Raw genomic sequence first — 23,426 nt, 5'->3', positions numbered from 1 at the left:
GGCTTCGGGAGCGGGTCGTGCGGTACGGGCCGCAGACCGAAAGGCGGATGGACGGAAAGAGGACGCTGGTTGCGGATAAGCAGGAAAGCAGGAAGACAGGAACAGAACCGATATGAAAAGTGTTTTTTCGATCTATTTTGCGGTTCTCGTGGCGATCGTGCCGTCGGGGACCGCAGCACGGGAGGGCGGAGCCTGCGACGGCTATCGTTTCGAGCGGAATATCGCTTACCGCACCTCCGACGATCCCTATGCGAGGAAGATGTGCCGTGTGGATGTGGCCGTTCCGGTCGGTGCGGAGCGGCCCGTGCCCGTCGTCGTCTGGTTCCACGGCGGCGGCCTGACGGGCGGACGGCGCGAGATACCACAGACGCTCCTGCGCAGCGGATGCGTGGTGATGGGCGTCGAATATCGGCTCTCGCCGCAGGTTGCGGTGCCGGAAATCATCGACGATGCGGCGGCGGCCGTGGCGTGGGCCTTCGCCCATGCGGCCGACTACGGCGGCGATCCTGCGAAGATCTACATCGCGGGCCACTCGGCGGGCGGCTATCTGGTGAACATGATCGGACTGGACCGGTCGCGTCTGGCCCGCTACGGATGCGATGCCGATGCGCTGGCGGCCGTCATACCGCTCAGCGGTCAGGCCATCACCCACTTCGAACAGCGCCGCACGCAGGGCATCGACCCGCTCCGGCCGCTCGTCGATTCGCTGGCGCCGCTCTACCACGTGCGCGGGGATGCGCCGCCGATGCTCATCGTCTCGGGCGACCGCGAACTGGAACTGTTCGGCCGCTATGAGGAGACGGCCTATTTGCGGCGGATGCTGTTGCTGTGCGGACACGATCGGATCACGTTTTACGAACTGGACGGCTTCGACCATGTCGGAATGCTCGAACCGGCCTTCCTGTTGTTGAACCGGTATATCGAAACACGCGAACGACGATGAGGAGTTTCCTGTTCCGCTGCGGACTGCTGGGGCTGTTCGCGCTTGCCGCCGCTGCGGGCGTGCGGGGTGCGGAGCGGTGCGCGAACGGTCCGCTGCCCGAGCGCCCCGATACGCTGCGCATTCTGGGCGTGGGCAACAGCTTCACGGACGACGGCATGATGTATCTGCCCGATCTGCTGCGTGCCGCGGGCATCGGAAACGTGGTGCTCGGGAGACTCTATTTCCCGGGTTGCTCGCTCGAACAGCACTGCCGCTTTTACGAAGACGATGCGGCGAATTACACCTATTATAAATCGACCGCCAACGCATGGGAGACCGTGAGCGGTCGTGCCGCGCTCACGGATGCGCTCGAAGACGAGCGCTGGGACATCGTGGTGCTGCAACAGGCGTCGCACTTCTCGGGGCTTTACGAGACGTATGTGCCGTGGCTGGAACGGCTGATCGGCATCGTGCTGAGCCATAATGCCAATCCTGCGCTCTGTCTGGCGTGGCAGATGACGTGGGCCTATGCCGGGGATTCGGATCATTGGGGGTTCGCGGCCTACGGCGGCGACGGGCGGCGGATGTACGAGGCGATCGTCGGGGCGGCCGGACGCATGCGGGCCAACCGCGGGATCGACGTGCTGATTCCGGCGGGTGCGGCGGTGCAGCGGGCGCGGGCGACGGTGGAGACGCGGCGCGACATGACGCGCGACGGCTACCACCTCGATCTGGGTGCGGGTCGTTACGTCGCGGCCTGCGCATGGTTCGAAGCGTTGATCGCTCCGACGCTGGGCGTGTCGGTGTGGGGCAACGCATTCCGCATCCCCGAGGGCGGACCGGAGACGACGCCCGTGGACGAAGCGACCGCTCGGCGATGCTGGAGCGCAGCGGCGGAGGCGGTGCGGAATCCGTTCGGCGGGACGGAAGGTGCGGGGGCGATTCGGCCGTAGCGACCCTTGTGTACGCGGCGTCCGCTACGGCCGGTCGTATCCGGCGTGCGGCGGTTCGAAGGAGCGTATCAGTGAGGTGCTGTGCCGGTGGCGATCCGCCCGGCCGGAAGTGCCGTAATTCGGAATATCCGCATTGGTTTCCGCTTGCTGCGGCCGCTGGAGCATGCTGCGGGCCGCCGTGCTGCACAGGGTGCGACCTGTCGAGAGACGCACTCGTTCCGTCGCATGCCGCATTCCGTCCGGCCGGGTTTCCCTGCCTTCTTCTCCGGTATCGGAGAGCGGATGGACACGCTGCGATTGCATGCTGTTTCCCGAAGCATCATTTTCTCAGTCTGTGGGCGATTCGTGTTTGGCGGTTCGGCGCCGGCGGCGAAAAGTGCGTGAAGCCGTGGTCGGATGCGTTCTTCCGCAGAGGGGCTGCCGCGGAAGGACGACATTGTGGGGCGAAGGCGAAATGTTCGAAAAAGGGACGGGAGCATCGGCTGCCGGAATCGGACGGTCCGAAACCGAAGCCGGAAATAGCGGTGCGCCGATGCCTGTGATCGCCTTCCCGGCGTGCGACCGCCCTCGTCCGAACCTGCTCCGGCGAGGGCGGTCGCATAGCCCGTGCCGCGGAAAATCCGGACGGTTCGGACATGCGAAATCGGTGCCCGCTCCGTGCGTAGCCGGCTTGGACCTTGAGCCCGCGCAGGGCCCGTATCGTTTCTTCCGCACGCTCGGCCGTGCGCGGCGTGCATTTGCTATTCGGCGGAGGGGGCCGGAGTCCCCGCTGAGGCGGCATCCGCGATCTCGTCGGGGAGGTCGGGGAGGTCGGCGGCGTCGAGCGTGCGGGCCGAGTGGCGTTTCTTGGTCGGAAGCCCCAGCCGCCGCAGCCGTTCGCCCGAGCGGACGATGTTGTCGTTGCCGGTGCAGAGACGTTTGTAGGCGTCGGCATAGGCGTCGCGCGCCTTGTCGAGCGAGAGACCGACGTTTTCGAGCGAAGCGGTGAAGGCGACCAGTTGTTCGTAGAGCTTGGTGCCGTAGTTCACGATGTCGGCCGTGTTCTTGTTCTGTGCGTTGCGTTTCCAGAGGTCGTCCACCAGTTTGAGCAGCGCGAAAAGGTTGGTCGGCGAGGAGACGATCACTTTGCGGTCGTAGGCGTCGCTCCAGATCGCGGGATCGGCTTGCAGGGCGGCCAGAAAGGCCGGTTCGTTGGGGACGAACATGATGACGAAGTCGGGCGAATCGAGCAGACGTTGGTACTCCTTGCGTCCCAGCTCCGCGACATGCTGGCGGACCGAGGCCACGTGCGCGGCGAGGTATTGCCGCCGCTCGGCTTCGGTCTCGGCGCCCACATAGCCGACGAAGGCCGTGAGCGACACCTTCGAGTCGATCACGATCCGTTTCTTCTCGGGCAGGCGGAGCACCACGTCGGGCCGCAGGTTGTTGCCTTCCGCGTCTTTGAGGTTGTGCTGCGTGTCGTAGTGTACCCCTTTGACGAGGTTCGAATTGCAGAGGATCGTTTCGAGGATCATCTCGCCCCAATCGCCCTGCACCTTCGTGTTGCCTTTCAGCGCGTCGGTGAGGTTGGCGGTCTCGGACGTGATGCGGCGGTTGAGCTCCATGAGGTTGCGGAGTTCGTTCTTGAGCGCTCCCCGCTGTTCGTTTTCGGCGGCGTAGATCGTCTCCACACGTTCGCGGAACTCCGAGATGTTGTCCTTGAAAGGTTTGAGCAGCAGGTCGAGCGATGCTTTGTTCGTCTCGCAGAATCGGCGCGACTGCTCGCCCAGAATGTCGTTCGCCAAATTGCGGAACTGCGTGCGCAGCAGCTCTTCGGCTTTCTCGCGTTCGGCCTTTTCGGCCGTCATGCGCTCCTCGGCCGCGGCGAGCCGTGCAGCGGCCGCAGCGGCCGCTGCCTGTGCCTCGGCGCGTTGTTCGCCCAGCCTTTGTGCCTCGCTCTGAAGCGCGGCGAGCCGCACGCGCAGTCCGGCCGCCTCCGTCTCCGCGGCCGCACGCTGTTCGGCGGCGAGGCGCAGCTCCTCGGCCCGGCGCTCCTCGGCTGCGCGGAAAGCCGCTTGCGCTGCGGCTTTTTCCGTCTCCGAGCGCTCTTTGGCGCGTCGCTGGCGCCGCACTTCCGATGCCAGCACTCCCGCCAGCAGAAGCAGCACGATGATTGCAATGACGATTCCCGTATTCATACGGACAAAGATACGAATAAGTCGAGAGCAAAAGCAAATTTATTTGATTTTGCCGAGCGGGAGTATCTAAGACACAGTCAAAGATACGAATAAGTCGAGAGCAAAAGCAAATTTATTTGATTTTGCCGAGCGGGAGTATCCAATGACGCAGCCGAAGACCGGATAATTTCCCGCACGGCATTGCGTAATTGCCGCCGGTTTCGTATATTTGTAGAAAAGTTCAGATCTTATGCAGCGTATATTGGCTCCCTCGATGCTTTCGGCCGACTTCGGTCATCTCGAACGCGACACCCGCATGATCGACAGAAGCGCCGCCCAGTGGGTGCATGTCGACGTGATGGACGGGGTCTTCGTCCCGAATATTTCGTTCGGGTTTCCGGTGATGAAACCCATCCGCAAAGCCACCCGCAAGTGTCTCGACGTCCATCTGATGATCGTCGAACCCGAGAAGTACGTCGAGCGTTTCGTGGAGGCGGGGGCCGATATAGTAACTTTCCATTACGAAGCGACCTACAACCCGAAAGGGTGCATCGACACGATCCGCAGGGCCGGTGCGAAAGCGGGAGTTTCGATCAAGCCGGCCACCTCGGCCGACGTATTGCGCGACCTGATCCCGATGCTCGACCTCGTGCTGGTGATGAGCGTCGAGCCGGGATTCGGCGGACAGTCGTTCATCCCCGAGTCGATGGAGAAGATCGCCCGTTTGCGCGCCATGATCGACGAGCAGGGGGCCGCGACGCTCATCGAGGTCGACGGCGGCATCTCGGCGGCCAATGCCCGCGCCGTCTACGAGGCGGGGGCCGATGCGCTCGTGGCGGGCAGCGCCGTGTTCGGCGTGGAGAATCCGTCGGCCGAGATCGAGAAGATCCTCGGGGTCTGAGGTGCCGGGAGGCTGGAGTTGAGGTGCCGGAGAGAAGGGCGGCGGGATGCCCGGTGTCTGGGACGAAGGCGGATCGTCCGCCGTCTCTTTCGGGAGCGGTCGGATTCCGCGGATCGCGGTTTTGTGCGCATGCCGCCTCTGCGAGGGTGTAGGATTGTTCCGTGAGGGGCGTGGGCCGGGATCGTCGGCGTCGCGGATCGGGCATCGTGGGTGCGGTCTCTTTTTTCCGGTTGCGAGGTCTCGGTATCCGCCGGGGCGGATCGCGATGGTTCTCCGTCTTGTAGCTGACGGGGATTTCGTTTTTTCCTTTTCTTAAATTTCACGGTCGTTCCGGGAGGCTTTTCCGGGGCGATGCGGTCCGTTGCGTTTTCCTCTTCCTCATGCTTGCGTCCGAAGGTTCGGCGGGAGCGGGACATGCTTTCGGACGGATGATTCTTGTCGGGTTCGCAACATCGAAAGGCGATGACGGAGGTTCGCCGCCGTCCCGCGGGAGGGCTTGCATTTCGGTTGCGTGCCGTTTCCGCTGCCGGAAATCGTTTCCTTATCGGGGGTGTTCTCACGCTTCGTCGGAGCCCGTAGTTCCGTCCGCCTCTGCGCTTGGCCCGACGAAACGGCTGGTATTTTTTTCGGTCCGTTTCTTACGCCGGCACGATCCGCACAATGTCCGGAACCGTCCTCGGCCCGACGCAACGGAGCTCCCTTCTCCTGCGGGGGCCGTCTCGGCAATTGCCGGATCGATTCGGACGGGGCTCGACCGATGCGTCTCTTGGACGTTTCTCGGGTTGCGGCCCGTCGGGGCCGGCCGATTCGGCGGAGTGCGGACCGGAACCGCGAAAACAGGCGATGCTCCGCGGTATCGGAGCGTCGGCGGTGTACGACGTATCGCGGGTGTCAGCGTTCGATATGCCGGGCGGTCTCTGCGTCGAGCAGGCGGCGCAGCGTGCGCAGCAGCGGATCGTCCGCGAACCATGCGGCGCCGTAGCCGAGGTTGAAGGCGTAGTCGAAATCGGCGGGATTGGCGCCCTGATTATGCTGGAGAATGGTTTCGGCCTTGTCGAGCGCTTTGACGAATCGGGCCTCCGGCGTGAGGCCGGTTTCGTACTCCTCCCACAGAGCGGCGATTCGCCGTGCGGCCTGTTCGGGCAGCAGGGACGCGAGGCGAATCAGAGCCCGGCGTTCCGTCGATGCCTTGAGTGCGGGATCGGGCCGTTCGACGGCCGGCAGATCGCCGTCGTAGGCTTCGCCGAGGTCGTGGACCAGACACATGTCCAGCACTCGCCCGGCATCGAGCGCGGGGTATTCGTCCCGCAGGACGAGAGCCAGCAGCGCCAGCCGCCAGCTGTGCTCGGCCGTGCTTTCGCGGCGTCCGGTCGAGGTGCGGGCGCTGCGCACCACCGATTTGAGCCGTTCGGTCTCTTCGATAAAGCGTATGTATCGTTTCAGTTTCTCTTCCATCGGTCGTTCGATTTGCAGTAGGCAAAGATAGTGCAAGTCGGGTAGACGGACAAATCGGTTCGGGAGGGGGCTGTTTAACAAGCCCCGAAAATCGGAAATCACTCCTGTCGGAATTCATTCCGGCAGGGGTGAAATCGTTGAAATCAGACTTGTTAGACAGCTCCTCCGAGCGGGCTGCTCCCGCGCGACGGCGGAAACGGGCTTGTTGCGGATGCATGCCGTTCGTTGCCGTCGGCAGAGCCGGCACGATCGGCGGGTGCGGTCCGCTGCGCTGCGGAGCGGCGGCGGTTCGACCGGACGAATCGGCGGCTCCCGCTTCCCGGGGAAACGGATTGCGGCGCACGTTCCGCTGCGGACGGGACGTGCCGGCCGCAGCCGGACGTTCGGGCGACGCCTGCGGCAGGCTGTCCGGAGACGGGCGGCGACGGACGGTGCAGGCCCGAAGTCCGGGTAAGTGCGTCGGGTCCCGGACCTCGGCTGTCGGGTCCCGGGCTCCGTGTCCCGGACTTCGTGTTCCGTGCCGGAGCGGGGCGGCGCAGGTCCGGAACGGGCGGTGCGGAGGTGCGAAATCGGCCGGACGGCCGATCTAAATCGCCGCGGCGGTCCCGATTGTCGGATTAAATCGTTACCTTTGCGGCGGTATGTACGCGACGCAGGGTGCGTCCGCACGTTATCGTTTTACGCTATGATTTCACTCGACAACCTTACGGTAAGCTACGGGGGCTGGACCCTCTTCGACAATATCTCGTTTCTGATCAACCCCAAGGACCGCATCGGTCTGGTGGGCCGGAACGGGGCCGGCAAGACGACGCTTCTGCGTCTGATCGTGGGTCAGCAGCAGCCCACGTCGGGAGCCGTTACGATCAACGGCGAGTGTACGATCGGCTATCTGCCCCAGCAGATGAAGGTGGCCGACACCACGACGCTGGCCGAGGAGACGGCCAAGGCATTCGACGAAGTACTGCGGCTCGAAGCCGAGATCGGGCGCATCACGCACGAAATCGCCGAGCGCACCGATTACGAGAGCGCCGCCTATGAGCAGCTCTTGCACCGGCTGACGGAGGCGCAGGATCGCTACCACATCCTCGGCGGCGAGACGCGCGACGCCGACATCGAGAAGACGCTCCTCGGGCTGGGTTTCCGCCGCGAGGACTTCGGCCGCGCCACGAGCGAGTTCTCGGGCGGCTGGCGCATGCGCATCGAGCTGGCGAAGCTGCTGCTGCGCCGTCCCTCGATCTTCCTGCTCGACGAGCCGACGAACCACCTCGACATCGAGTCGATCCAGTGGCTCGAAGAGTATCTGAGGAATTATAACGGAGCCGTGCTGCTCATCTCGCACGACCGCGCGTTTCTGGACAACGTAACGACGCGCACCGTGGAGCTTTCGCTCGGCAGGATATACGACTACAAGGTGCCCTATTCGAAATACGTGGTTCTCAGGGCCGAGCGGCGCGCGCAGCAGATGGCCGCCTACGAGAACCAGCAGCGGATGATCGAGAAGACGGAGGAGTTCATCGAGAAGTTCCGCTACAAGCCCACCAAGTCCAATCAGGTGCAGTCGCGCATCAAGCAGCTCGAAAAGATCGACCGCATCGAGGTCGAGGAGGAGGATTCGGCCGCGCTCAACATCAAGTTCCCGCCCGCGCCCCGTTCGGGGCAGATCGTGGCCGAGATCCGCGAGGCGGGCATGTCGTTCGGGGCAAAGCACGTCTTCAGCGGCGCCGACTTCGTGATCGGCAAGGGCGACAAGATCGCGCTCGTGGGCCGCAACGGCGAGGGCAAGACCACGCTGGCGAAGATGATCGTCGGACTGCTCGCGCCCACCGAAGGTTCGATCCGCATCGGGGCCAATGTCAATATCGGCTACTATGCCCAGAATCAGGAGGATCTGATGAACGGCGAACGGACCGTCTACGAAACGCTCGACCGCGTGGCGGTGGGCGACGTCCGCACGCGGCTGCGGGACATCCTCGGTGCGTTCCTGTTCCGCGGCGAGGAGATCGACAAGAAGGTGAAGGTGCTCTCGGGCGGCGAACGCTCGCGGCTGGCGCTGGCATCGCTGATGCTCGAACCCCACAATCTGCTGGTGCTCGACGAGCCGACGAACCACATGGACATGCGCTCGAAGGACATCCTGAAAAACGCGATCCGGAAGTACGACGGCACGGTGGTCGTGGTCTCGCACGACCGCGAGTTCCTCGACGGCATCGTTCAGAAGGTCTACGAGTTCCGCGACGGCGGGGTGAGGGAGTATCTGGGCGGCATCTACTATTTCCTCGAAAAGCGCAAGATCGAGTCGCTACGGGAGGTCGAACGCAAATCGGCCCCCGCGGCGAAAGGCGGCAGGACGGCTTCCGGCGCGGCGAGAGAGGCGGTGCAAGGTTCCGCACCGGCCGCCGGAGCGGGGCGGGAGAGCGGTGTTGCGTCTGCGGGAGGCCCGGCTTCCGAGGCGGCTGCGGGGCGGCTCTCCTACGAGCAGAAGAAGGAGCAGGAGAAGCTGGTGCGCAAACTGCGCAAAGCGGTCGAGGCCATCGAGGCCGGGCTGGCCGAGACCGAACGGCGGATCGCGGAGTACGATGCGAAGTTCGCTGCCGCGACGGCCTACGACGAGGCCGACTACAAGGCATATAACGAATTGAAGAGCAGCTACGACCGGCAGATGCACGAGTGGGAGATGGCCTCCTACGAGCTGGAGTTGGTCGAGGGCGACTGAGCGGAGCGGAGGGTGCGCCGTCGGCGTGAGCCGGCGTCTGCGGTCGGCCCGGGCGGGTTGTCCGCAGCGGCAGGATGGGGCGCTGCGTGTGCGATGGATGCAATGGATGCGATGGATGTCCGGTTTCTCCTGCTGTCCGGAGTGCGAACAGGCGGCCGCTGCATCCGAAAGCGCGCACGATGCGGGTTTCGGCCGCAGCGGGTTCGCCGCGGGGTCCGCAGCCCGCACGGAACGTGCGGAAGTCTGCGGGGGCGATCTTTCGGCCGATGTGCCGGCCGGGGCGCTTCGGAGGGGCCTTGCGGCGACGGTCGAAGGTTGCGCGCGGCTCGGGGCGGATTGCGGGCTCCGAAGGCTGTTCGCGTGCGGAGTGTTACGGCCTTTGAGCACGGTATGCGCGGTTGCCGGAGCGAAGCCGGCTTCGCTCCGGCTCGGGCACGTGGGCAAAGCGGACGAAGACACGGCTGTCGGACAGTCGGAAAAAGCCGTGGCTGGAAAACGGCTTTCGCTTGAACGGGCTGCGGATTTTCCGGCTGCGGACGGCTCGGCAGCCGGTCTCTGAGGGAGGGGCTGGCGCAGTGCCCGACGGCTGTCGGGATAAATGTCGCACGGTGCGACCCGATGCTTCGGTCGGACGGATCGTCCGCAGGATCGGCGGGTGCATGGGGCGGGTCTGCGGCACGGATGGAAATGCAAATTACGGAACATACGAATGGATAATCTTGTTTTCGGGATTCGTCCCGTGGCCGAAGCGATCGAGGCCGGCAAACAGATCGAGAAACTCTACATGCGCAAAGGCGCCGAAGGGCCGCTGATGCAGGAATTGCGCGACCTCTGCGTCCGCCACGGGATCCGGGTGCAGGAGGTGCCCGCCGGGAAGTTGGAGCGCCTCACGCGCGGCAACCATCAGGGGGTCGTGGCGCAGATCGCGGCGATCGAATACGTCGGGCTGACCGACATATTGGAGCGGGTGCCGGAGGACGAGACGCCGCTCGTCGTGTTGTTCGACGGGGTAACGGACGTCCGCAACTTCGGGGCCATCGCCCGTTCGGCGGAGTGCGCCGGAGCCCACGGGTTGATCGCGCCGCTGAAGAACTCCGCACCGGTGAACGCCGAGGCGATGCGTGCGTCGGCCGGAGCGCTGGCGACGATTCCGGTCTGCCGCGTGGGCTCGGTGCGCAATACGCTCAGGCAGTTGCAGCAGGAGGGATTTCAGGCGGTCGCCGCGACCGAGAAGAGCCGCAAACTGCTCTACGACGCCGATTTCCGGCGTCCGACGGTGCTCGTGATGGGTGCCGAGGATCGGGGTATTTCGAAGGAGGTGCTCAAGCTCTGCGACGAACAGCTGGCCATTCCGCTGATCGGGCATATCGAGTCGCTCAATGTTTCGGCTGCGGCGGCCGTGATGCTCTTCGAGGTCGTGCGGCAGCGTATCGGACAGTAGCGGAGGCGGTGCCGTGCGGATCTTACGTGCGGGACGGCAGCGCGGCGCACCGGAGGTGGGCGGCAGCTGCGGACGGAAGATGCCGGCGGATCGTCGCAGATGAATGAACGAGACGGTCGGAACAGGCACTTCTGTGGACCGGAGTTTCTGCGGATCGACAGGTCGGATGCCGGCAGCCGTTGTCGGACGACGAATGGGCGGCACGGTTGAAATCTGTTGTAACATTGCCGGTCGGCGGACCGGAGGTGCGTCGCTGAGGTCAGCGAATGCTGCGGGCGCATGCCGACGGGCGGATGCGACCGTTGCGGCGGGACAGAGGCGATCTCTCCGGTTCGCGGAGTGATTTGCGAGGATGGAAGAGATTCCGGACGACTGCATGCCTTCGGATCGGAAAGAATGGTGCCGAAAAAACGGCCGATCGTTGCGCTGGCGGCCGCAACTGCACGGCGGGAGGCCATGCGGCGCGCGGGTCCGCGGCCGATGGAGCCTACCCGTGCATGGACGGATCTCTCGACGGGGCGTCGGAAGATGTCGGATTGCGCGGCCGTTGCACGGCATTCGGATCGGAAAGCCGGGCGGGTTGCCTGTATATATAATTGTTCGGCGGACAGCCCGGATACGCGGTTAGGAAGTGCCGATCCGGATGCGACCGCTGCGGCGGGACAGGGGCGGAGGACGTGTTTTCTCGGGCATTGCGCCTCGCATCCGGGGCGGACGAACCGGATTTCGTCGGGGCCGATGCGATTGCTGACGGGGTTCGCTACGGACAGCTGGCGGGAAGGGGAGAATTGCGCATCCGAAGACGACGCTGCGTTCGGACGGCATGCAGTAGGTGCGGTCGCTCGATCGTGAAAACGAAAGGATACGGATTGTGTCCGACGGCATCGTGTCCGGGACTTCCGACGATAGGAGGGGCTTCGGCGATGTTTCGATCGGACTGTTGCAGTGGTATGCTGAAGGGAAACGAAGATATGGGAAACGTGTGGATCGACGGGGTGGGAGAGATCTCCCTCGTCCGTTCGCGGCGGGCCCGGCGGATCACGCTCACGGTGCGCCCCACGGGGCTCGTGCGCCTGACGGTGCCGTGCGGCGTGTCGCGGGCCCGGGCGCTGGCTTTTGCCGAGACGAAGGTCGCATGGATCGCCTCCGCACGGCAGCGTGTTGCGGCGCGACAGGCGGCCGTGCCGCCGCTTCCGCCCGAGGCGGAGCGCGAACGCATCGAAGAGTTGCGGCGTGCGGCCCGTGTCGATTTGCCGCCTCGTGTTGAACGCATCGCCCGCATGTTCGGGTTTTCCTACGGCCGGATCACGATCCGCGCCTCGCGCACGAAATGGGGTTCTTGCTCTTTTCGCAACGATCTGTCGCTCAGTCTTTACCTGATGGCGCTGCCGGAACGTCTGCGCGACTATGTGATCGTCCACGAACTTTGCCACACGGTCCATCACGACCATTCGCCCCGTTTTCACGCGCTGGTCGACCGTTGTCTGGGCGGACAGGAACGCGCGCTCGACAGGGAGCTGAAAAGCTACGTCATCCGGCGGTGAGATGCCGGGGCGGCGGCCGTCTGGAGTCCGCCCGGTTTATGCGGCCTGTCCGATCAGTCCGATCAGTCCGATCAGTCCGGCCTCTTCGGGCGGCCGCGGTGCGGTCGGTAAGGTTTTTTCGCGCCTCAATCCGTTTTCGGTTTTCTTGCCGCTTTGGGCCGGGCGCGGATGCCCGGGCGGAGACGCCCGGACGACTTTTCCCTATTTCGGAAGTCGCAAGCACCCCGTTTTACCGGGCCGGGTGCAGAGGCGAAGACCGGTTCGGGTTCTGCCGAGACGGAGAACGGCCGAGGGGGGCTTGCCGTTTCCGCCGCCCCGTGTGCAATGCAGGTTCGCCTTCGGAGGTCTGATGCGGAATATATCCTCGAAAGAAGAAGCTGTTTTTTCGCCGGGCCGGGTGCAGAGGCGAAGACCGGTTCGGGTTCTGCCGAGACGGAGAACGGCCGAGGGGGCATGCCGTTACCGCCGCCCCGTGTGCAGTGCAGGTTTGCCTTCGGGGAGGTCCGATGCGGAATATATCCTCGAAAGAAGAAGCTGTTTTTCGCCGGGCCGGGTGCAGAGGCGAAGACCGGTTCGGGTTCTGCCGAGACGAGAACGGCTGAGGGGGGCCGTTTCCGCCGCCCCGTGTGCAATGCAGGTTTGCCTTCGGGGAGGTCCGATGCGGAATATATCCTCGGAAGAAGAAGCTGTTTTTCGCCGGGCCGGGCGCAGAGCCGAGGTCTGTCCGATCGTATCGAAGAAAGAGAGGCGACGGCCCGTACGAGCCGTTTTTTCGTGTCGGTTCCTGCTGCGGACGCAGCCTGCGGAGCACGGTCCGGGAGGGCGGCTTCCGCCGCCGGAGGCTGCGGCAGCACGGCCCGAAGAGCGGCGCTCCGAAAATCGGCGGATGCTTGAGGAGTGCCGGTTTTGGCGTTTACGGGTCCTTTCGGGCCGTGCGGTTCAGAGGCCCGCGATTCGAAAAACGTCAGACGTGCGAAGAGGCGTTGGTTGCGGCGGTGAGGGGTCGATTGCAGGCCGCAAGGCCCGAAAACGGCGAAATTCTCTTTACCGCCCGGTCGGAACGGACGGCAGGGCTTCGCAGCTCGAAAATCGCAGGCCGCCTATTCTTCTGCGAGAATCCGCCGGAGAAGCTCCGGTTCGTTGGTGGTGATGAAGTCTACGCCCTGTGCTATGAAATAGCGCATCTCCTCTTCCGTGTCCACGGTCCAGACATTCACTTCGAGCCCCTGTGCATGGGCCTCGTCCACCCATTCGGGATGGGCGTGCAGGATCTCCTGCGAGTAGTCGATGCCCGCGAATCCGAGCGGTGCGATGCGGTGGGGTGCGAGGTCGCCTTCGAGGTACCAGACCCGTGCTTCGGGAGCCTCCTTGCGGAAGGCGAGGCAGGCGTTGATCGAGAAGGCGATGTAGTCGGTGCGCTCTTCGAGGCCGTATCTGCGGATTTTCCGTACGATCTTCGCCGCGGCTTCGTCTTCGCGCTTCGGGTCGGCGAGCGATTTGAGTTCGAGCACCAGCCGTGTGCCGGGGTGCGCCCGGACGGTCCGGAGGTATTCGTCGAGCGTGGGGATGCGTTCGCCGTTGGGCAGGACGATGCTGCGGATCGTGCGGGCGGTGGAACGTTCCATGTCGATGCCGCGGTATATGCGGTCGTGGTTGACGATGAGCTTCCCGTCGGCCGTGAGCCAGACGTCCATCTCCGAGCCGTAGACGCCGAGCGAGTCCGCCTTGACGAACGATGCGAGCGAGTTCTGTGCCGAACCTGCCGTGCGCCAGTGGCCGCGGTGGGCGATGATGCGGGGTTGTGCGGATGCCGCGGATATGGCTCCGGCGAGCAGAAGCAGAAGCAGCGGTTTTTTCATGGTAGCGAGGGTTTGAGCTTTTGCGGCAAAGTTAGGGCTTTTGATGCCGGTTTGCAAAAAATCTTTCGCGCCGGCATCTCCGACGCAATATGGAAATGAACCGTGTGATCCGCCGCGCCCCGTGCGGCTCGCTGCGCTTCGTCGCAGACGCCGGACGCATCGTCGCGGCTTGGGGCGGTTCGACCTTCGGCGCCTTGCCGTCGGAAACAGTCGTCCGCCGCCCGCACAGGAACGGAGCGGGTTCCCGCTTCGCCCCTCCCCGCGAAGGCTCAGGGAATCCGGGTGCCGTGGTAAGTGCGAAACGGACCGGATCGTGAACTGCCCGATTCGGCCGACGAGGAGGTCCGGGCGGGGCCGGTCGGAGGGTGTCGGTCCGGAGGGTGCGGTCAGCCTTCGTCCGAGAGAATCTTTTGCATCATGATTTCGTCGCGGAATCCGTCGGGCGTCCACTGCCATTCGCGCTTGCGGCCCGTCTCGGCGAAACCCGCGCGGCGGAAAAGGGCGAGGCTGGCCGTGTTGTCCGCACCTACGTTGCACCACAACTGGTGCAGGCCGAGGACCGTGCGGGCATAGCGGCATACGACATCCAGCGCATCCGCCGCAAAGCCTTTGCCGCGGTGTGCCGGATCGTGGATCAGGATGCCGATGCCCGCACGGCGGTGCTGCGGATCGAACTCGAACAGATCGAGCGCTCCGACGGGGGGCAGGCCGGCGGCCTGTTCCACGGAGCCGCCGGCGAGGGCCCGTAGCTCCCCGGCGAGCGTGGAGGCTCCCGTGGGAATCGGCGCCCGGTCCCGATTCGCATGCCTCCGTTCCTCTGCGGTCCGGGCCGCTGTCGACGGCTCCGCGAGCGTCCGTCTCGCTCCGATTCCGTCGCCTTCGTCCGGCCGGATGCCGTTCGTTGCATGGCATGGCGATTCGGATGCGATGCTGCCGCAGGCCCCGATTCCCGCGATCCGGGCCGCAGAGACGCTCCCGCCGGGCGTCCCGGTTCCGGCCGGACTGTCCGGACCGCTGCGGAGCGTATCGCGGCCGCCGGGCAAGGGCTCGATCATCAGCCGCATCTGACGGGTCTGCCAGATGTCGAAGCGCTGCCGTTCGACGAACCGTTCCAGCTGTTCGCGCGAGTAGGGGGCGGTCGTGCCGCTGACGCCCCATACCTCCGTGTCGTTTTCCCAAGCGTACATCGCGTCGATGTCGCACGGTTCGACGGCCCGCAGCCGGCAGATGCGCCCTTCGAGGTTCATCAGATACCGATGATCTTGTTGCGGATGAGCATCGCCACGCCCCATGCGTTGGCGTTTTCGCTCATCTTCGAGACGCGGAACTTCGTGTCCTTATAGACGAGGTTGAGCGAGAATTTGTTGGTCGCGGACTTGAGCGGCAGCATCAGATAGTCGCCCGCCGCGGCGAGATTGCCGCCCACGATCACCGTCTCGGGGTTGAACGTGTTGATCAGAAAGGCCACGGCCTTGCCTACCTTCTCGCCCGCCTCCTCGATCAGTTCGATCGAAAGGTTGTCGTCGTTCTTGGCCGCTGCGATGATGTCGTCGATGTGGATGCTTTTTTCGCGGTCGTACCGCTCGCGCAGGATCGTATTGACGCCCTGTTCGATCTTCCGGCACATCTTCTCTTCGATGGCGATGCCCGAGACTTCGGTTTCGAGGCAGCCCTTCTTGCCGCACGAACAGATGATCTCGTTGTCGAAGAAGGGGATGTGGCCGAATTCGCCCGCGAAGCCGCTCTTGCCGTAGAACAGCTTGCCGTCCACGACGATGCCGATCGCCACGCCGCGGCCGAGGTGGAGGTAGATCACGTTGTGCTCCTCCTTCGATTTGCCGCAGGTGTACTCCGCATAGCAGCGTGCGCGGGTGTCGTTCTCCAGCAGGACGCGGAGCCCGGTCTTCTGTTCCAGAATTTCGCGCAAAGGCTGCTCGCTGGAGGTGAAGTATTTGTAGCTGCGGCCCGTCTCGGGGTTCACGCGGCCCGTCATGCCCACGCCCAGACCGAGCAGCTTGCTGCGGTCGACGCCGCAGTTGTCGATGAAGTCCTCGATGTTCGAACAGATCTTTTCGAGACACTGCGGACGGTCGGTCAGTTCGAACGAGTTGTCGGCTTTTTCGGTGATGATTTTGTTCTGCAGGTCCGTGATGAGAAAGGTCATGTTGTCGCGGCCGACGTTCACGCCTGCGAAGTAGATCGCCGAATTGGCCAAGCCGAAGACGTTGGGGCGGCGTCCGCCCGGAGTTTCGACCTTGCCCTGATCCGTTACGATGTTCTCGTCGACGAGTTCCTGTACGAGTTTGGTGATGGTCGGGACGCTGATATGCAGCTCCTTCGTCAGTTCGGAGAGCGTGCACTCGCCGTTGACCGCCATGTAGGCGATGATGTTTCGTTTGATAAGGCTGTTTTTGTGCGAAATCCCCTTCAGGGCGACTTCGTTTTCGTGTTTGTTGAAAAATTCGGTCAGCGATGTCATGGTGTTGCCCTATTTTTAACTAATCCGATGCAAAGATAATAAGCGAACGCGATAATCCGCAATGATTTTTAATAAAATTTAAGAATTTTTTAATAAAAAATATTTACGATCGGATAACGAATAGTGGATCAACCTTTTGGAACGAACTTTGTTTTGCCGCGACTGGAAGTGCCGTACAGGGGTGCGGCGAACGGGAATCCGGCAGGAGGATGAAACGGCCGTCGGAACGGAGGTCGTGCGGCCGCAAAAGAGCGCTCCCTCCGCCGCCTGTGAGCGGGCGAAGCGATGAACGAAAAAGGACTGTCTGACAAGTCCCGAAGATCGGAGATCATCCCTGTCAGAATAAATTCTGGCAGGGGTGAAATCGTTGAAATCGGATTTGTCAGACAGTCTCACGGATCGTCTTCTCGGCTGTCGGCCGGTACTTGCCGGAAAGCGGAAACGGTCCGCCGCGTTTAGAGCGTCGCTTTGGATTCGACCGCGACGTCGGGGTTCACCTTCCGGATGAGGCCCTGCAACACCGTGCCGGGGCCGAGTTCGGTGAAGGCGTCGACGGAGTCGGCCAGCATGTTCTTCACGATGTAGGTCCAGCGCACGGGGGCCGTGAGCTGTGCGATGAGGTTGGCCTTGATCTGCTCGGGATCGGTATGGGGCTTGGCATCGACATTCTGGTAGATGGGGCAGACGGGCGTGCGGAACGGTGCTTCGGCGATGGCTTTCGCCAGTTCGACCTTCGCGGGCTCCATCAGCGGCGAGTGGAACGCACCTCCCACGGGCAGACGCAGCGCGCGCTTGGCCCCGGCCTCCTTGGCTTTGGCGCAGGCCGCATCCACGGCCTCCGCGGCGCCGGAGATCACGAGCTGTCCCGGGCAGTTGTAGTTCGCGGCGACGACCACCCCTTCGGTCGCAGCGCAGAGCTCCTCGACCTTCTCGTCGGGCAGGCCGAGCACGGCGGCCATCGTGCCGGGCTGCTCTTCGCAGGCGGCCTGCATGGCCAGCGCACGTTTCGACACGAGGCGCAGTCCGTCTTCGAACGGGAGTGCGCCCGCAGCGACCAGCGCGGAGAATTCGCCGAGCGAGTGGCCGGCCGCTGCATCGGGCTTCACGCCCAGCGCCTTGGCCAGAATCACCGAGTGCAGGAAGACGGCGGGTTGGGTAACTTTGGTCTGCTTGAGTTCTTCGTCCGTACCGGAGAACATGATGTCGGTGATACGGAATCCGAGGATTTCGTTCGCCTGCTCGAAGAGGGCTTTCGCCTCGGGAACGTTGTCGTAGAGGTCTTTGCCCATGCCGACCGACTGGGCTCCCTGACCCGGGAATACGTATGCGTGTTTCATCGTATCCTGATTTGTTATTAGAGGTTAACGGGGCAAAGATACGAATAAGTCGGGTGCAAAAGCAAATTTATTTGCATTTCGCCGGGCGGGAGTAACTGAGACGCAGTCGAAGATACGAAAAGCCGGATGCAAAAACGAATTTTATTCGATTTGTCGGAGCCGGAGCATCCGGCCGGCACCGAAGATCCGAATTTATTGCGTATATTTGCACTCCTCAATTCGATACGCACGCGGAGACCGCTTTCTCGCGCGATCGGAAGAAAACGCATAACCGAATCTTACATATATGAAAAACTGGTTTTTGGGGGCATTCCTCCTGTGCGCGGCCGTCGCATGGACGGCGTGCAGCGACGACGGGACGGAGAATCCCGCGGTGCAGCTCGCCGCGCCCGAACTGGAGTATGAAATCATCGGTCCCCGGGAAGTGCGGGTCTGCTGGAGGCCCGTGGAACATGCGGACGCATACCGTTACAGCGTGGATCGACGTGCCGAAAATACGACGCTTTCGTGCGAAGCGACGATCGATCCGCTGGGGGCGGCATCGTGCGTGGTAACCGTATATGCCGTGTCGGACGATCCTTCCGCATATCCGGATTCGGAGCCGTCGCGGATCACCGTGTCGGACATTCCCCGGCCGGAGGAGGCGGTGATCGTCGGATTCGAGTCGGCGGCGCTCGGCGAGGAGGGGTTCATCTGGGGCAAGCCGATGGCCGTCGAAGAGGACGACACCGATTGGCAGGGAAATCCGATCCGCTCGAACCGGTATTACGGATCGCTCTACAGAGAGGGAGAGGCCGATCTGTGGACTTTCTATTCGGACAGCGGACATACGTTCGACACGTGGAACGGGTTTGTCGTGTCGAACCATACCGACATGGAGACCTCCGGGTACCTCAACGACAAGAGCGTCTATGCCGGTAGCGGCGCTGAGGGCTCGAAGCAGTTTGCGGTCGGCTATTACGGCGCATGGACGGCGGAACCCTACGGCATTCCGGTCATCAAGTTCGAAACGGCCGTTCGCCCTCTATCGGTCGGGATTGCCAATACGACTTACGTGTACCGCTATTTCCGCGACGATGTAGCCGAGGTGCGGAAACCCGATTATACGCTCCGCATCACGGGTGTGAACGGCTCGGAAGAGGTGGGCGAGGTGTCGTGGCTGCTGGCGGGCGGCGAAACGATCGTCGAAGGGTGGCAGACGGTCGATCTTTCGGGGCTGGGCGAGGTAACCGGCCTCGAATTCCGGATCGCCTGCGAGGATGTAAACGCGCCTCTGTATTTCGCTCTGGATAATTTGCTCTACTTGAAATAGCGTTCCCGTCTGTGCGAACGGAGCGGGAGGTTGTCCGCCTGCGCCGTGCGATGACGGTCGGGACTGTCCGGCGAATCTTAGACGGCTCTTTTTTATTCGTACCGCTTATTCGGGTGTTTGCCCGGACAGGCAAGCCTCAACGTGTTGAAAAACTTATTGGACAACCCCGGTCGTGGAAGCCGAATTCGCCGGGAGCTTCATCCGTGTGCCCTCGCCCGTGTGTCCGTGTTTCTGTCCCGTTGTTCGCGTCTCTTCGTCCGTGTGCCTCCGAGTGTGTGCCTCCGAGTGTGTGCCGGCCGGCTGCGGTCCGGAAGTGGGGTGCCCGTTCTGCAGCTGTGGTCCGCAAGTGCGTTCGAACGATCCGCGACGGCCGAGCGGCCGGTGGGGCCGGGCGGTCAGGTCCGATTCGTTCTGAAATCTCGCTGCCGCGTAGGGCGGCTCGGTCTGCACGGGGCTGTTGCGCTGGCTCGATTGCACGCGATGCCGGAATCCCGGGACGACGGCTTGTATCCGTGCGCTGTGGATTTGAGCAAAAGGGGAACTCCGGTTCTCTTTCAACCTGTTTTTACATCCGGTCGGCGTTCGACGAGTTGCGGATTCGAAGACTTCATTGAAACAGCCGGGCAGCCGAAATAGCCGTAAAGGTCGGCGAATCCGACCTCTACGGCTATGATATTGCCGGACTTTCTCTTTACGAGCTCCTGCGTCTTCCGGAATCCCGTTCCGCCCGTGAGGCGGAAGGCGGGCCGGACCTCCGAAATGCGAAACCTCAGCCGATCGTGCACAGGGATTTCACGGTCCGTCGGCCGTTTCGCCGCCGAAACTCTTCCGTCCTGCGGTCCGGAGCGGATGCGTTCCGTGGACGCCGGTTCCGGGCTGCGGGCGGGGTGGAGGCGGGAGTTCCGTTCTTTCGGCGGATCAGAGCAGGTTCCCTTTCTCGATCTGCTTGAAGTAGCGATAGGTCCCCACACGCAGCTCCTCGGCAGCGGCATCGTCGCAGACGATGATTCCGCTGGGATGGGTCTGAAGCGCCGAGATGGTCCACTTGTGGTTGTAGGAGCCTTCGACGGCGTGGCGGACGGCCCGTGCCTTGCGGCGGCCCGTGGCGAGTATCAGCACCTTGCGGGCCGAGAGAACCGTGCCGACTCCGACAGTGAGCGCCGTGCGGGGCACCAGCGACTCGTCGCCGCCGAAGAAACGCGCGTTGGCGGCGATCGTCTCGTGCGTGAGGGTCTTGACGCGGGTGCGGGACGCGAGCGACGAGAAGGGTTCGTTGAAGGCGATGTGCCCGTCCTCGCCGACGCCGCCCAGAAAGAGGTCGATCCCGCCTGCATCGGCGATCAGCGCTTCGTAGTCGGCGCACTCCTTCGCGGGGTCCGCGGCCATGCCGTCGAGTAGATGGACGTTTTCGGGCTTCACGTCCACACGGCTGAAGAAATTGTTCCACATGAACGAGCGATAACTCTGCGGATGGTCCTTGGGCAAACCCGCATATTCGTCCATATTGAACGTGATGACGTTGGCGAAGGAGACCTTGCCCGCCTCGTGGAGTCGGATCAGCTCCTTGTAGGTTTCGAGCGGCGTCGACCCCGCGGGAAGTCCCAGTACGAAGGGCGACGTGGTGTACTTCTGCTTGAGTTCGATCTGTTCGACGATGTAGCGTGCCGACCATTGTGCGACTTGTGCCGGCGTGTTTGCGATAATCAGTCTCATAAGCGTTCGGTTTTTACGGTTTATAATGCGTTTGCCGACGGCCCGGCACCTCGGGATCGCGGTGTCCGTTCCGTTCGTGTGGTTCGTCGTGCGCCGCGGACCCTTGCTCTGCGGGTAGCGATGCGGTCTGTTTCTGTCGTTGCGGCCTTTTTGCTGCTGCGGCCATTCCCGGCGTCTGGTCCGGCGCCTGTCGTGCTTTCTGCTGCGGTCTTTCCCGGTGTCTGGCCCGGCGCCGGTCGTGCTTTCTGCTGCGGCCTTTTCCGGCGTCTGGCCCGGTGCCGGTCGTGCTTTCTGCTGCGGTCTTTTCCGGCGTCTGGCCCGGCGCCTGTCGTGCTTTCTGCTGCGGTCTTTCCCGGCGTCTGGCCCGGCGTCGGTCGTGCTTTCTGCTGCGGCCTTTCCCGGCGTCTGGCCCGGCGCCGGTCGTGCTTTCTGCTGCGGCCTTTCCCGGCGTCTGGCCCGGCGCCGGTCGGGTGCTCCGTATCGGCACGCCGCTGTCTGGCGGGGGCGGGCTCCGCAGTCGGCGGCCCGATCCTGCCGGGCGGACGCGAGCCCCGGCCGACGGGAGCCGTTTCAGAACATCCTGACGAAGACCTCGATGGCCTGATATTCGGCCATGCCCAGCTTGTCGTAGAGCCGGGCGGTGTGCTGCGTGCGCTCCTCGGCCCGCTGCCAGAACTCGCGGTGGTCGCTGCCCGGGAAAGGCACGATGTCCTTCTGCGAGAGGTGGCGGTAGATGGCGTGGCGTTTCATAATCAGCTCGTCCGGCGAGAGCGGCACGGCCATGTCCACCATGCCGATGTCCCACTCCTGCCATGCGCCGCGGTAGAGCCACATGTGGCAGTCGCGCAGCCACGGATCGTCCCGAAGCACGTCGATCGCACCCAGAACGGCTTCCATGCAGGTGCGGTGGGTGCCGTGGGGGTCGGAGAGGTCGCCGGCGGCGTAGATCTGATGGGGCCGTATCTCGCGCAGCAGCCGGACGATGGGGTCGATGTCGCGTTCGGTGAGCTGTCCCTTCTTGATGCCGCCCGTCTCGTAAAAGGGCAGGTTGAGGAAGTGGGCTTTCGTGTCGGGATCGAGGCCGAACGAACGGACCGCGGCGCGCGCTTCGGCCCGCCGGATCGCGGCTTTCAGTCCGAGCAGTCCGGGCGGTTCGGGTTCGCCCTTCTTTTTGCCCGCGATGAGCCGTTCGACGGCCGAAACCTGATCGGCGAATCCCATTTCGCGGGCCGTGTCGATGTTTTGCAGCACCACGTCGTCGTGCACGGCCACGTCGCCCGAAGTCTGATAGGCCACATGCACGTCGTGGCCCTGCTGCACCAGACGGATGAACGTACCGCCCATCGAGATCACGTCGTCGTCCGGATGCGGCGAGAAGATCACCACACGTTTGGGGTAGGGCGCCGAGGCGACCGGCCGCGTCGAGTCGTCGGCGCCGGGCTTGCCGCCGGGCCATCCCGTGATGGTGTGTTGCAGATCGTTGAAGACGTCGATGTTGATCCGGTCGTAGGGGCGTCCCTGTTCGAGCAGTCCGCCCAGCGAATTTTCGAGATAATCCTTGTAGGTGAGTTTGAGTATCGGTTTGCCGACCGCGCCGCACAGCCAGACGACGGCCTTGCGCGTGAACTTCGGCGTCCACTCGCACGGTCCGACCAGCCACGGCGTCTGTTCGCGCGTGAGCCGGCCTGCGGCGTTCTCGTCGATCACCACCTCGATGTCGGGGTGTTCCTGCAGATGGGAGGCGGGCACCTGATCCGTAACCGTGCCCTCGACCACTTTCTGCACGACGTCGGCTTTCTCCTCGCCCCATGCCATGAGAACGATCTTGCGGGCCCGCATGACGGTTTCGAGCCCCATCGTGATGGCCATCTTCGGCGTGTTTTCCAATCCGAAAAAGGCTTCCGACTGGATCTGACGCGAGTGGTGCGAGAGCTGCACGAGCCGCGTGCGCGACTTGGCGTATGAGCCGGGTTCGTTGAATCCGATCTGCCCCTGCTCGCCCATGCCGATAATCATCAGGTCGATGTCGTGCGCGGCGTGGTCGTAGGAGGCGCAGTATTCCGAGATGCGCTCCTCGGGGACCGTGCCGTCGGGGATGTGGATGTTCTCCGCGAGGATGTCGATGTGGTTGAGGAAATCCTCGTGGATGCGGAAGTTGCGGCTCTGCTGTTCGGTCGACCGGATCGGGTAGAACTCGTCGAGGCTGTAGACGGCTACGTTGGCGAAACTCACCGATCCGGCCTTGTAGCGGGCAACCAGTTCGCGGTAGAGCCCCAGCGGCGTGCGGCCGGTCGTGAGGCCGAGCACGAAAGGCTGCGCCTCTTCGTAGATCCGGTTCGAGCAGTGGGATTCGTCGTAATTGCGGATCGCCTTCACGATCAGGTCCGCGACGTATTGCACACCCCGATATTCGTTTTCATAGACCAGCGTGCGGATTTTTTCGCAGCGGTGGATGATGTCGCGCGGCGCCGGCGCTGCGGACAGACCGCCGTCTTTGGGAAGTGAATACTTGTTGTTCATGGTCGTTTGTTTTTTCGTGGACGTTGTTTGCCTCTTCTCGCAATTCCGGAGAGCGGATTCCGGGTGCGCTCGGCATCCCGAAACCGTCGTTTTTTCGGTATTCCTGCACAATTTCCCTTCC

The 23,426-nt window shown here is 63.4% G+C and carries 15 protein-coding genes; 7 read left to right on the top strand and 8 right to left on the bottom strand.

The window, feature by feature from the left end; genetic code table 11:
• The first annotated feature begins 112 nt into the window (after positions 1-112).
• Both BN3659_RS01180 and BN3659_RS01175 read left to right on the top strand, forming a co-directional pair.
• Positions 113-943, top strand: a complete 831-nt coding sequence (locus tag BN3659_RS01180) for an alpha/beta hydrolase (RefSeq protein WP_091533898.1) — start codon at positions 113-115, stop codon at positions 941-943.
• Positions 940-1,875 (top strand): DUF4886 domain-containing protein, encoded by a 936-nt coding sequence (locus BN3659_RS01175; protein ID WP_091533896.1) that lies wholly within the window; start codon positions 940-942, stop codon positions 1,873-1,875. Before BN3659_RS01180 ends, BN3659_RS01175 begins: the two co-directional genes overlap by 4 nt.
• Before the next feature lie 740 nt (positions 1,876-2,615).
• Here BN3659_RS01175 and BN3659_RS01165 read toward each other — a convergent pair.
• Entirely contained in the window at positions 2,616-4,052 is a 1,437-nt protein-coding gene (locus tag BN3659_RS01165) for a DNA recombination protein RmuC (protein WP_091533893.1), read from the bottom strand.
• Positions 4,053-4,281: 229 nt separating this feature from the next.
• Between BN3659_RS01165 and rpe the strand changes: the two genes are divergently transcribed.
• Positions 4,282-4,932, top strand: coding sequence for a ribulose-phosphate 3-epimerase (gene rpe / locus BN3659_RS01160; RefSeq protein ID WP_091533892.1), 651 nt, complete (start codon positions 4,282-4,284; stop codon positions 4,930-4,932).
• An 891-nt stretch (positions 4,933-5,823) separates the two neighbouring features.
• On the opposite strand, the gene BN3659_RS01155 is transcribed toward rpe, so the two are convergent.
• Positions 5,824-6,387 (bottom strand): HD domain-containing protein, encoded by a 564-nt coding sequence (locus BN3659_RS01155; protein ID WP_091533890.1) that lies wholly within the window; start codon positions 6,385-6,387, stop codon positions 5,824-5,826.
• A 685-nt stretch (positions 6,388-7,072) separates the two neighbouring features.
• Between BN3659_RS01155 and abc-f the strand changes: the two genes are divergently transcribed.
• The 3 genes from abc-f (at position 7,073) to BN3659_RS01135 (ending at position 12,085) form a co-directional block, all read left to right on the top strand.
• Entirely contained in the window at positions 7,073-9,100 is a 2,028-nt protein-coding gene (gene abc-f, locus BN3659_RS01150) for a ribosomal protection-like ABC-F family protein (protein WP_091533889.1), read from the top strand.
• A gap of 709 nt (positions 9,101-9,809) precedes the next feature.
• Positions 9,810-10,541 (top strand): 23S rRNA (guanosine(2251)-2'-O)-methyltransferase RlmB, encoded by a 732-nt coding sequence (rlmB, locus tag BN3659_RS01140; protein ID WP_091533885.1) that lies wholly within the window; start codon positions 9,810-9,812, stop codon positions 10,539-10,541.
• 971 nt (positions 10,542-11,512) lie between these two features.
• Complete coding sequence (locus tag BN3659_RS01135) at positions 11,513-12,085, top strand: M48 family metallopeptidase (protein WP_091533907.1); 573 nt, start codon at positions 11,513-11,515, stop codon at positions 12,083-12,085.
• Positions 12,086-13,185: 1,100 nt separating this feature from the next.
• On the opposite strand, the gene BN3659_RS01130 is transcribed toward BN3659_RS01135, so the two are convergent.
• The 4 genes from BN3659_RS01130 to fabD all read right to left on the bottom strand — a co-directional run bounded on the left by BN3659_RS01130 (position 13,186) and on the right by fabD (position 17,760).
• A complete protein-coding gene (locus BN3659_RS01130; RefSeq protein ID WP_091533884.1) occupies positions 13,186-13,944 on the bottom strand; it encodes a glycerophosphodiester phosphodiesterase in 759 nt (252 codons plus the stop codon).
• 386 nt (positions 13,945-14,330) lie between these two features.
• Positions 14,331-15,236, bottom strand: coding sequence for a GNAT family N-acetyltransferase (locus BN3659_RS13605; protein WP_317041642.1), 906 nt, complete (start codon positions 15,234-15,236; stop codon positions 14,331-14,333).
• A complete protein-coding gene (locus BN3659_RS01115) occupies positions 15,191-16,423 on the bottom strand; it encodes an ROK family transcriptional regulator (RefSeq protein ID WP_091533881.1) in 1,233 nt (410 codons plus the stop codon). Before BN3659_RS01115 ends, BN3659_RS13605 begins: the two co-directional genes overlap by 46 nt.
• 455 nt (positions 16,424-16,878) lie before the next feature.
• On the bottom strand, positions 16,879-17,760 hold the full coding sequence (gene fabD / locus BN3659_RS01110) for an ACP S-malonyltransferase (protein ID WP_091533879.1): 882 nt from the start codon (positions 17,758-17,760) through the stop codon (positions 16,879-16,881).
• Between the two features lie 286 nt (positions 17,761-18,046).
• Here fabD and BN3659_RS13400 point away from each other — a divergent pair, with 286 nt between their 5' ends.
• Complete coding sequence (locus BN3659_RS13400) at positions 18,047-19,072, top strand: DUF4465 domain-containing protein (protein ID WP_224757844.1); 1,026 nt, start codon at positions 18,047-18,049, stop codon at positions 19,070-19,072.
• 918 nt (positions 19,073-19,990) lie between these two features.
• Here BN3659_RS13400 and nagB read toward each other — a convergent pair.
• Entirely contained in the window at positions 19,991-20,785 is a 795-nt protein-coding gene (nagB, locus tag BN3659_RS01095) for a glucosamine-6-phosphate deaminase (protein ID WP_091533876.1), read from the bottom strand.
• Positions 20,786-21,355: 570 nt separating this feature from the next.
• Positions 21,356-23,305 carry a 6-phosphogluconolactonase gene (locus BN3659_RS01090; protein ID WP_091533874.1) on the bottom strand — a complete coding sequence of 650 codons (1,950 nt, stop codon included), beginning with the start codon at positions 23,303-23,305 and terminating at the stop codon, positions 21,356-21,358.
• Positions 23,306-23,426: the final 121 nt, after the last annotated feature.

This window comes from Alistipes sp. CHKCI003 (assembly GCF_900021155.1).
Lineage (GTDB): Bacteria > Bacteroidota > Bacteroidia > Bacteroidales > Rikenellaceae > Alistipes > Alistipes excrementavium.
The sequence above is the reverse complement of the archived record's forward strand: the minus strand, read 5'-3'. Positions and strand labels throughout refer to the sequence as shown.